Annotated in this window: 8 protein-coding genes; 4 read left to right on the top strand and 4 right to left on the bottom strand. The window is 62.7% G+C overall.

Translation table 11 applies throughout. The features are described 5' to 3' along the window. Positions 1 to 1,828 (bottom strand): diguanylate cyclase (locus EN984_RS10260; protein ID WP_164765427.1); only part of this gene is annotated, 1,828 nt, incomplete at its 3' end. Positions 1,829 to 2,187: 359 nt separating this feature from the next. Between EN984_RS10260 and ugpB the strand changes: the two genes are divergently transcribed. The 4 genes from ugpB to EN984_RS10280 all read left to right on the top strand — a co-directional run bounded on the left by ugpB (position 2,188) and on the right by EN984_RS10280 (position 6,510). Continuing rightward, a complete protein-coding gene (ugpB, locus tag EN984_RS10265) occupies positions 2,188 to 3,498 on the top strand; it encodes a sn-glycerol-3-phosphate ABC transporter substrate-binding protein UgpB (RefSeq protein WP_127269634.1) in 1,311 nt (436 codons plus the stop codon). 194 nt (positions 3,499 to 3,692) lie between these two features. Further along, entirely contained in the window at positions 3,693 to 4,577 is an 885-nt protein-coding gene (gene ugpA, locus EN984_RS10270; protein WP_127268503.1) for a sn-glycerol-3-phosphate ABC transporter permease UgpA, read from the top strand. Positions 4,578 to 4,586: 9 nt separating this feature from the next. Beyond that, entirely contained in the window at positions 4,587 to 5,435 is an 849-nt protein-coding gene (ugpE, locus tag EN984_RS10275; protein WP_127268504.1) for a sn-glycerol-3-phosphate ABC transporter permease UgpE, read from the top strand. Positions 5,436 to 5,442: 7 nt separating this feature from the next. Next, positions 5,443 to 6,510, top strand: a complete 1,068-nt coding sequence (locus EN984_RS10280; RefSeq protein ID WP_127268505.1) for a sn-glycerol-3-phosphate import ATP-binding protein UgpC — start codon at positions 5,443 to 5,445, stop codon at positions 6,508 to 6,510. Between the two features lie 127 nt (positions 6,511 to 6,637). On the opposite strand, the gene EN984_RS10285 is transcribed toward EN984_RS10280, so the two are convergent. The 3 genes from EN984_RS10285 to EN984_RS10295 all read right to left on the bottom strand — a co-directional run. Continuing rightward, positions 6,638 to 7,720 (bottom strand): ABC transporter ATP-binding protein, encoded by a 1,083-nt coding sequence (locus EN984_RS10285; protein ID WP_127268506.1) that lies wholly within the window; start codon positions 7,718 to 7,720, stop codon positions 6,638 to 6,640. Then, positions 7,717 to 9,297 (bottom strand): iron ABC transporter permease, encoded by a 1,581-nt coding sequence (locus EN984_RS10290; protein ID WP_127328001.1) that lies wholly within the window; start codon positions 9,295 to 9,297, stop codon positions 7,717 to 7,719. The genes EN984_RS10285 and EN984_RS10290 overlap by 4 nt, the downstream gene beginning before the upstream one ends. A 174-nt stretch (positions 9,298 to 9,471) precedes the next feature. Further along, positions 9,472 to 10,122 (bottom strand): extracellular solute-binding protein (locus tag EN984_RS10295; protein WP_127383730.1); only part of this gene is annotated, 651 nt, incomplete at its 5' end.

Consider the following 10,122-nt stretch of genomic DNA (forward strand, 5'->3'; position numbering starts at 1 on the left):
CCTCGCAGGCGGCCGTCAGCACCCATTCGCCAATCTGGCCAATGGCGCCGCTGTCTTCGGCGACCGGGATGAATATGCTCGGCGAGACGTCGCCGCGCGTCGGATGCCGCCACCGGACCAGCGCTTCGAAACCGACCATCTTCCCGCTGCTGATCTCCTTCTGCGGCTGATAGACGAGGTAGAACTCCTGGCGTGCGACCGCCTGGCGCAGTTCGTGCTCCATCACGCGCTTGTCGCGGGCCTCGGCCCCCATCGAAGCTTCGAAATAGCGGTAGGTGTCCTTGCCTTCGGTCTTGGCCCGGTAGAGCGCGGTATCGGCGTGGCTTATCAGGCTGGCCTGGTTTTCGGCATCCGATGGATAAAGCGCAATGCCGATGCTGGCCGACACCAGGCCGCCGCCGACCGAGAGCCGGTTTTCCTCGCGCATGGCGGTCAGCACGGCGTTGGCGATACGGCCCGCCTCCAACGGGTCGGTCAGGTTCGGCGCGATGATGGCGAACTCATCGCCGCCCAGCCGCGCCACCATCTGTCCTTGGCGAAGAATGCCGGTAACGCAGTGCGCAACCTTCTGCAGCATGGCGTCGCCCGCGCCGTGCCCATACAGGTCGTTGACCTCCTTGAACCGGTCGAGATCGAGCAGCAGAAGCGCAAGCTGGCCGCCTTTCCTGGTCCGGCCCATCGCAGCGATTTCCGTCTCCAGCCGGCCGGAAAAGCTGCGGCGATTGGCCAGTCCGGTCAATGGATCGAAATGGGCAAGCCGCAGGATCTCCTGTTCCGCCTTCTTGCGCTCGCGAATGTCGCGGACCGCGACCACGTTGTGAGGCTTGCCACAATAGTCGATGCTCCTGGCGATCAGCTCGACAGGAATGCTCGTGCCATCGCGGCCGCTCAATTCGGCCTCCTGCGGCTGTTCGCCGAAGCCCGACATGTCGGATCCGAAGAGATCGCCAAGCTGCATTCCGTTCAGCGTCGCTGTTGCGATGCCCGTCAATGTCGCCATGCTGTCATTGGCACTGATGATGCGGTGGCCGTCGCAGACGATCAGCCCCTCCACGGCGGCATTGGCCAGGCCGTGCATGCGGTCTACCTCGAGCTTCTGGCGACGGAAGCGCAAATCGATCCACAGCGCCGATGCCGACAGAACCAGGATCACCAGTGTGGCGGCGGCGGCCGCAAAAGCCTGCGAGGTCGGCTCGATCGTATATTCGGATATGACGATCGAGGGATCGGGGAAGATCGAGACGGCACCCATACCGATGAAATGCAGGGTGCAGATTGCCAGCGTCAGCAGCACCGCGCCGCCGGATGTCGCCTTCAAGGAGGGACGGCGCTGCACGACACGCAGCGCCAGCGCCGCGAGCGTCACGCCGGCCAGAAGGGAAACGGCGACAAGCAACAGGTTCCACTCGATGCGGCCCTGAACCTCGAACGCCGCCATACCGATGTAGTGCATGGCCGCGATACCGCCGCCCAGCACGGCGCCGCCGACGAGATGATAGTCGAACTCATTCCGCAAGGTGGCGATCCACATGCCGGCTGCCGTCAGAGTGACCGAAGCAGCGAGCGAAAGCACGGAAAGTGCGGGATCGTAAGCACTGGGTATGCCCGGTGTGAATGCGAGCATGGCGATGAAGTGCGTTGCCCAGATGCCGAAGCCGGTCGAAGTGGCCGCGATCATCAGCCAGGCAAGCCGGTTCCGATCGGTGGAGCGGCTTATGTGATGAAGCAGGTTGACGGCAGAGAAACAGGAAATTCCGCAGATCAGCGCGGCGAGTGCGACCAGTCTCAGATCGTGTTCGTTGACGATACAATTGTAGACCGTCAGCATTTTATTTCACCTGATCTTTGGAAATAAACAGGGCAGCAGGATTGAGTAGCGCGTTGCCGTTGAGGGATCGATAAAGTCGCCTGCAACCTTGGCGTGTCTCTTCGGGTTGCAGCGGCTGCAATCAAGGCTGCCACCCCGAAAGGCAGCTTGGCAGTTCCGACGGTGGTTCCTGGCGCTTGTCGTCGCGCTAAGCCGGCTAACCGTGTGGCTTTCCATGCGTCCAAGCGGAGGCGAGGTGGCGTGAGGTAAAGGGGTGAAGTTCGTCGATCTGCAACAAAACCGTTGTCTGATTGTCATGAGCGACACATATTGCCTTTGCGGGAGTGCCCCTTTCGCCAATGACAAACGGGAGATGAAACATGAAGTCCTTCGGCTTCGCGGCCGGTGTTGCCGCCACCTTTATGCTGCTTTCCTCAACCTCCGCTTTTGCTGTCACGCAGATCAGTTGGTGGCACGCCATGACTGGCGCCAATGCCGAAGTTGTCGACAAGATCTCCAAAGATTTCAATGCCAGCCAGAGCGACTATGAACTCGTTCCGGTGTTCAAAGGCACCTACCCCGAGACGCTGAATGCCGGCATCGCCGCCTACCGTGCCGGCCAGGCGCCCGACATCATGCAGGTGTTCGACGTCGGCACCGGCGTGATGATGGCAGCCGAAGGCGCAATCAAGCCGGCAGCCGATGTGTTGACCAGCGCTGGAATGACCTTCGACAAGAGCCAGTATCTGCCAGGCATAGTCGGCTATTATTCGAAGCCGGACGGCACCATGCTCTCTTTCCCCTATAACTCCTCCTCGCCGATCCTTTATTACAACAAGGATATCTTCAAGAAGGCTGGTCTCGACGTCGACAGCCCACCCAAGACCTGGAATGAGGTGTGGGAAGACGCCAAGAAGATCAAGGCGAGCGGCGCGGCCGCCTGCGGCTACACCTCGACCTGGCTGACCTGGATCCATCTGGAGAATTTCGCGGCCTGGAATGACGTGTCATGGGCCACCCAGCAGAACGGTCTGGCCGGCGGCGATGTCGAGCTCAAGATCAATGCGCCGATTTTCGTCAACCACTTCCAGGCGCTGGCGGACCTCGCCAAGGACGGCACCTTCAAATATGGCGGCCGCACCTCCGAAGCCAAGCAGATCTTCCTCGCCGGCGAATGCGGGATCATGACCGAATCCTCCGGCGGCCTTGGCGATATCGTCAAGTCCGGCATGAATTACGGCATCGGCCAATTGCCCTATGACAGCGACGCCAAGGGCGCACCGCAGAACACGACGCCGGGTGGCGCCAGCCTGTGGGTTTTCGCTGAAAAATCCGACGAGGAATACAAGGGCGTCGCGGCCTTCTTCGCCTACCTGTCGAAGACCGAGGTGCAAGAATACCTGCACCAGAAGTCGGGTTATCTGCCGGTAACGCTTGCCGCCTATGAAGCGACCAAGAAGTCCGGTTTCTATGACAAGAACGTCGGTCGCGAGACCCCGATCCTGCAGATGACGGGTAAGGCGCCGACCGACAATTCCAAGGGCGTACGTCTTCCGAACCTGCCGCAGGTGCGCGATATCCAGAACGAGGAGTTCGAAAAGATGCTCGCCGGCCAGCAAACCGCGCAGCAGGCGCTCGACAATGCGGTTACGCGTGGCAATGCGGCGATCAAGGAAGCGCTGGGGAATTAGAGCGAGCGCAGGTCCTTGCTCTACGGCGCATCCACCTGTCCTGCCAGGCATCTCCCCTCGGCGAGGGGAGTTTTGCCGTCCCTTGCGATTTCGCCAACGGTCGATGATGCCCAATCCGAAACGCTCGTCAAAGCCATCTTGGCGAAGAGGGATGCTACATCGTGCCGCCCGCCTCATCACCTCGGAGTGGCTCCATGACCCCTCGCGTCGTGTTTCCCAACAAGATCCTTCCCTACCTGCTGGTGGCGCCGCAACTGGCCATCACGCTCGTGTTTTTCTACTGGCCGGCCGGTCAGGCGTTCTACCAATCCATGCTCAGGCAGGATCCGTTCGGACTGAGGACCAAGTTCGTCTGGTTCGCCAATTTCAGGAAAGTGCTTGCCGATCCGGCCTACCTGAACTCGATCAAGGTCACGGTGGTGTTTTCCCTTGCGACCGCCATCGTCGCCATGTGCGTGGCGCTCCTGCTTGCGGTCATGGCAGAGAAGGTGGTGCGCGGCAAAGGTCTCTACCGCACGCTCTTGATCTGGCCCTACGCGGTGGCGCCGGCAATCGCCGGTATGCTGTGGCTGTTCCTCTTCAACCCGTCGATCGGGTCGCTGGCCTACATGCTGAGAAGTTTCGGCATCGCCTGGGATCCACTGCTCAACGGCACCCAGGCCATGATCCTGCTGGTGTCCGCCGCTGCCTGGAAGCAGATCAGCTACAATTTCCTGTTCTTCGTCGCCGGCCTGCAGGCGGTGCCGAAAGCCTTGATCGAGGCGGCGGCCATGGACGGCGCCGGCGAGACCAAGCGATTCTGGACCATCGTCTTCCCGCTGCTTGCGCCGACGACCTTCTTCCTGCTGGTCGTCAACACCGTCTATGCCCTGTTCGACACGTTCGGCATCGTCCATGCCGTCACCGGGGGCGGTCCGGGCAAGACGACTGAAACGCTGGTCTACAAGGTCTACAATGACGGCTTCGTCAATCTGATCCTCGGTGACTCGGCGGCGCAGTCGGTCATCCTGATGGTCATCGTCATCTCGCTCACGGCCATCCAGTTCCGCTATGTGGAACGCAAAGTCCATTACGGCTGAGGGCGAGCGATGATCGGCCAGTCACCGCTCCGCACCGTCATCGCCCACGCCGTGCTGATCCTCGGCATATTGATCGTTGCTTTCCCGATCTACTACACGTTCGTTGCCTCGACGCAGACGCTGCAAACGATCCTCAGGCCGCCATTGCCGCTCCTGCCCGGCGATCAGTTCTGGAACAATTACACCGAAGCGCTGTTCGGCGGTGTCGGCCGTATCGGCGGCGTCAGCGTCGGCAGGCTGCTGCTCAACACGACGATCATGGCGCTCGGCATCGCGGTGGGAAAGATCTTCATCTCGATCCTGTCGGCCTACGCGATCGTATTTTTCCGCTTTCCGCTGCGCATGACCTTCTTCTGGCTGATCTTCATCACCTTGATGCTTCCCGTCGAGGTGCGCATCCTGCCGACCTACAAGGTGATGGTCGATCTCGGCATGATCGACACCTATGCCGGCCTGATCATCCCGCTGATCGCCTCCGCCACCGCCACATTGCTGTTTCGACAGTTTTTCATGACCATTCCAGGTGAGCTGGTGGAGGCGGCGCGTGTTGACGGTGCGGGGCCGTGGCGCTTCTTCTTCGATATCCTGTTGCCGCTGTCGCGGACGAATATCGCGGCGCTGTTCGTCATCCTCTTCATTTATGGCTGGACGCAGTATCTGTGGCCGTTGCTCGTCACCAACAGCAGCAACATGAACACGATCGTCATCGCGCTCAGAAAGATGGTCTCCTTCGCCGATGCCGATACGCAATGGCACCTGGTCATGGTTACAGCGATGCTGGCCATCGTGCCGCCGATCCTGGTCGTGGTGCTGATGCAACGCTGGTTCGTTCGCGGCCTGGTCGATTCCGAAAAGTGAGAAGCTGATGGCGACCGTCGATCTGAAGGATGTGAAGAAGGTCTATCCCAGCGGTTTCGAGGCCGTGAAGGGCGTTTCAATCGCAGTTCCCGACAGGCAGCTTTGCGTGCTGGTCGGCCCATCGGGTTGCGGCAAGTCCACGCTGCTCAGGATGATCGCCGGGCTCGAAACCATCTCCTCGGGAACAGTTGCGATCGACGGCAAGATCGTAAACTCAATCGGTCCGACCGAGCGGGACATCGCCATGGTGTTCCAGAACTACGCGCTGTATCCGCATATGAAAGTCTACGACAACATGGCCTATGGGCTGCGCAACCGCGGCACGCCGAAAGATGAGATCGACAGCCGGGTCCGCGCGACGGCGAAAATACTCGAACTTTCGGCGCTGCTCGACCGCCGTCCGCGCGAGCTTTCCGGCGGCCAGCGCCAGCGTGTCGCCATGGGTCGTGCCATTGTGCGCAACCCGAGGGTTTTCCTGTTCGACGAGCCGCTCTCCAATCTCGATGCCAAATTGCGTGGCCAGATGCGCGTCGAGATAAAGAACCTGCAACGCTCGCTTGGCGTCACGTCGGTCTATGTCACGCATGACCAGCTCGAGGCGATGACGTTGGCCGACATCCTCGTCGTCATGAACGGCGGACTGGTCGAGCAAATGGGGGCGCCGCTCGACATCTATGAAAGGCCGGCCTCGACCTTCGTCGCTTCCTTCATTGGCGCGCCGCCGATGAATCTCCTGGCACTGACCGAAAGCGCCTCGGGCGCGGTGCTCGCAGACGGCACGGCGATCGCTTTCGCACCTCGGGAGGCAAGAGCTGCGACCCTCGGTTTTCGGCCCGAGGATGCCGACGTCACCTTCAATGCGGAGGCGCCGCCCGGCGCCCTCGTCCTGCCGGCGCTGGTCGAGGCAGTCGAACCGGTAGGCGCCGAAAGTTTCCTTCACTGTGCGGCAGGCGGCAACCGTATCGTCGTGCGTGTCGCGGGTCGCGCCACCGCCACGGTTGGCAACCAATTGCGCGTGGTTGCCAAGGCAGAAAAGCTGCACTGGTTCGATCAGGCAGGAAAGCGCGTCGGCTAATCCAAAAGATGCCCAGAGCGTTTCACCGTTTCACGGAAACGGCGAGCTGCTCTAACTCTTTGTTTTGACGCAATTCCAGACGGAAAACCGCTTCACAGTTTCCTAGAATTGCTCCAGCATACGGTGTTCAGGCGAAGACATGCGCCTTTCCCGATACGGTCAGCCGGACGATCTCGCCGACCGCCGGCGCGTCCATGCCCGGTTTGCGCAGGACCAGCGGCGTGTTGCCGATCGCGGCCGCATCGGGCGGATCGGCATTGTTCAAGAGCCGCACCGCGACCGTGCACATCGAGCCGGCGAATTCGGATTCCGTCACTTCGCCGAACAGCATGTCCGAGGTGCCGGACATGCCCTCGCGCGACGTTCTCTTCAGCGCGATCTGCTCCGGGCGAAGCATGATACGGGCGATATCGCGGCTGTCATTGGTGTCGACCGCGATGCGGCCGAGGGGCGAGTTGGCGAATCCATCCGATATCTTGGCCGGCAGGATGATGGCGTCGCCAAGGAATTCGGCGATCATCCTGTCCTTCGGCTTGAGATAGAGCTCGCGCGGCGTCCCGATCTGCGAGAACTTGCCGTCGCGCATCACCGCGACCTGGCTGGCGAAGGACAGCGCCTCGGCCTGGTCGTGCGTCACCAGGATGGTAGTGATGCCGGCAGCTTCCAGAAGCTCGGCCACCGCCTTGCGCATCGAGGCGCGCAGGCCGGTATCGAGTGCCGAGAACGGCTCGTCGAGCAGCATCAGCCGGGGCTTCATCGCCATGGCGCGAGCCAGCGCCACGCGCTGCTGCTGGCCGCCGGAGAGCTCGTGCGGGCGGCGCTTGAGGATCGCCTTGTCCAGCCCGACGATATAGGCGAGCTCGACGATGCGCTCGGTGCGCTTGTCCTCGCCGCGACCCATGCCGAAACCGATATTGTCGCCAATGGTCAGATGCGGAAACAGGGCACCATCCTGCGCCACCACGCCGATGCCTCGCCGATATGCCGGCACCGCAGCGCCGCCATTGGCCAATATCGTACCGTCGAGCGTGATGTGCCCCTGGTCCGGCGCCTCGAAGCCGGCAATCAGCCGCAGCAGGGTCGTCTTGCCGCAGCCGGAAGGACCGACAATCGCCGTGCGGCTGCCGCTGGCGACGTTCAGGTCGACGCCGGCAAGGGCGGCCACCGGGCCGTACTGCTTGTGCAAGCCACCGATTTCGAGAAAGCTCATCGTCCGGCCATCCGTTTCGACTGGACATAGAGCAGCCAGGTCAAGGGCAGCGACATCGCCACCATGATGAAGGCGTAAGGTGCCGCGGAGGCATAATCAATCTCGCCGCTGTAGGACCAGAACGCCATCGCCAGCGTGCGGGTGCCGTTCGGCGCCAGCATCTGGGTGGCGGTCAGTTCGTTCATGATGCCGAGCGCCACCAGCGCCATGCCGGCCGCGGCACCCGGCGCCGACAGGCGGATCGTCGTCGACCACAGCGCCTGCAGCGGCGGGCGGCCGAGGCTGGAAGCGGCGCGTTCGAGCTCGACCGGTGCCTGCGCGATCGACGCCCGCAGGCTGACCAGCGCGCGTGGCAGGAACATCAGCGCATAGGCCACCAGGATGGTGAACAGGGTCTGATAGAGCGGCAGCGCGATGCGCACCGTGATGGTGACCAGCGCCAGTGCAATGACAACCCCCGGCAACGAGCCGACAATGTAGTTGCAGCCCTCCAGCAGGCGCTGCAATGGCCCCGGGGCGCGGATCGAGATCCAGGCCATCGGCATGGCGGCGACGGTGGCGAGCAAGGCGCCGGCGAGCGCCAGGAACAGCGTCTGGCCAAGCGCCAGGCCGATCTCGTCCAGGCGCCAGACAGCGGCGCCGCCGGCGACAAGCCAGCCGCCGATGGTGACGAACGGCACGCCGAGCGCCAAAAGCGTGGTGACGACAAGCAAGAGCAGGCTCGGAATGGTGGCGCGCCCGAGGCTTGCGCGTTGCTGATGGCGCGCCGCACCCGAGCCGACGCGGGCATAGCGCTCCTCGCCGCGCACCAGCACTTCGAGGCCGAGCAGCACGAAGCAGCAGCTGACCAGCACGCCGGCCAGCATGTTGGCGGCCGGTCCATTGAAGGTCGACTGGAACTGGTCGACGATCGCCGTGGTGAAGGTGTCGAAGCGGATGAAGACATAGAGGCCGTACTCGGCCAGCAGATGCAGGCCGACCAGCAGCGAGCCGCCGCAGATGGCGAGCCGCAATTGCGGCAGCACGACCCGCCAGAACACGCGTCGGGGTCCAAGGCCGAGTGCGGCGGCGGCGTCCTCGAGGGCGGGATCGAGACGGCGCAATGCCGCCGACACCGGCAGATACAGGAACGGGAAATAGGCGATAACGGAAACCAGCACGCCGGCCCACAGGCCGTGCAGTCCCGGCACCATGGTGATCCAGGCGTAGCTGTGGACGAAGGCGGGGATGGCGAGCGGCGCCACGCACAGCCAGGACCAGATCCGGTCGCCCGGCAGGTCGCTGCGCTCGGTCAGCCAGGCCAGCGCAACCGACAGCACGATGGTGATCGGCACCGAGAGCGCGACCAGCAGGACAGTGTTGACCAGAAGCTCGCCGACACGCGGCCGGAAGACCAGCGCCGCGACGGTTTCCCAGCCGGTCTGCACCGCGATCCAGATGATGAAGGCGAGCGGCACCAGCGCCAGCAGCGCAACGAAGATGGCGGCGAGGACCAGCCAAAGCGGTGCGCGTCGCCGGGCCCTTCGGCCTGTGCCCGAAGGCAGGCCCGAACGCGCGAGATCGACCGCGGACTGCATCAGGTCAGACGCCGTGCCGTTGCCGTCCAGCGGCAGCAATTGAAGGACCGCGATCGCGGTCGGGAACACAGCGTGTCGTCATCGACGAATGCCATCTCGAAAAACAAAATCACTCCCGCGGAAGGCGAATTCCCGCGGGAGCGTGGTCGGGTGTCCTTTTAGGACGAATGGCAACTAAAGCAAGCCGGCTGCCGTCATCAGGTCGGTGACCTTCTTGGAGTTCAGCGTCGTGGCATCGACCTTCGGCGCCTGCAGATCGGCGAGCGGCACAAGCTTCGGGTTGGAGTCCGCACCATTGCCGACCGCGTATTCGAAGGAGTCGCCTGTTTTCAGCACGTCCTGACCGCCCTTGCCGGTCAGCCATTTCAGGAACGCCTGGGCTTCCTTGGGATGCTTGCTGGAGGCCAGCACGCCGCCGCCGGAGATCGAGACGAAGGCGCCCGGATCCTGGTTCTTGAAATAGTGCAGCTCGACATTCTTGCTGTTTTCGCCGGTCTTGGCCTGATCGCCGAAGTAGTAATAGTGATAGATGACGCCGCCTTCGATCTCGCCGGCATTGACCGCCTTCATCACCGTGCTGTTGCCCTTGTAGGCGGTGAAATTGGTTTTCATCGCCTTCAGCCAGTCGGCGGTAGCGGCTTCGCCCTTGAGCTGGAGCAGGGCGCTGACGATGGCCTGGAAATCGGCGCCCGACGGGGAGGCGGCCCAACGGCCCTTCCAGCTCGGATCGGCGAGGGCAAGCATCGACTTGGGCAGCTGGTCGGCGGTCAGCTTGGTTTTGTTATAGGCAAAGACCGTGCTGCGCGCGGCGACGCCGACCCATTT

Source organism: Mesorhizobium sp. M7A.F.Ca.CA.004.12.1.1, assembly GCF_003997835.1.
Taxonomy (GTDB): domain Bacteria; phylum Pseudomonadota; class Alphaproteobacteria; order Rhizobiales; family Rhizobiaceae; genus Mesorhizobium.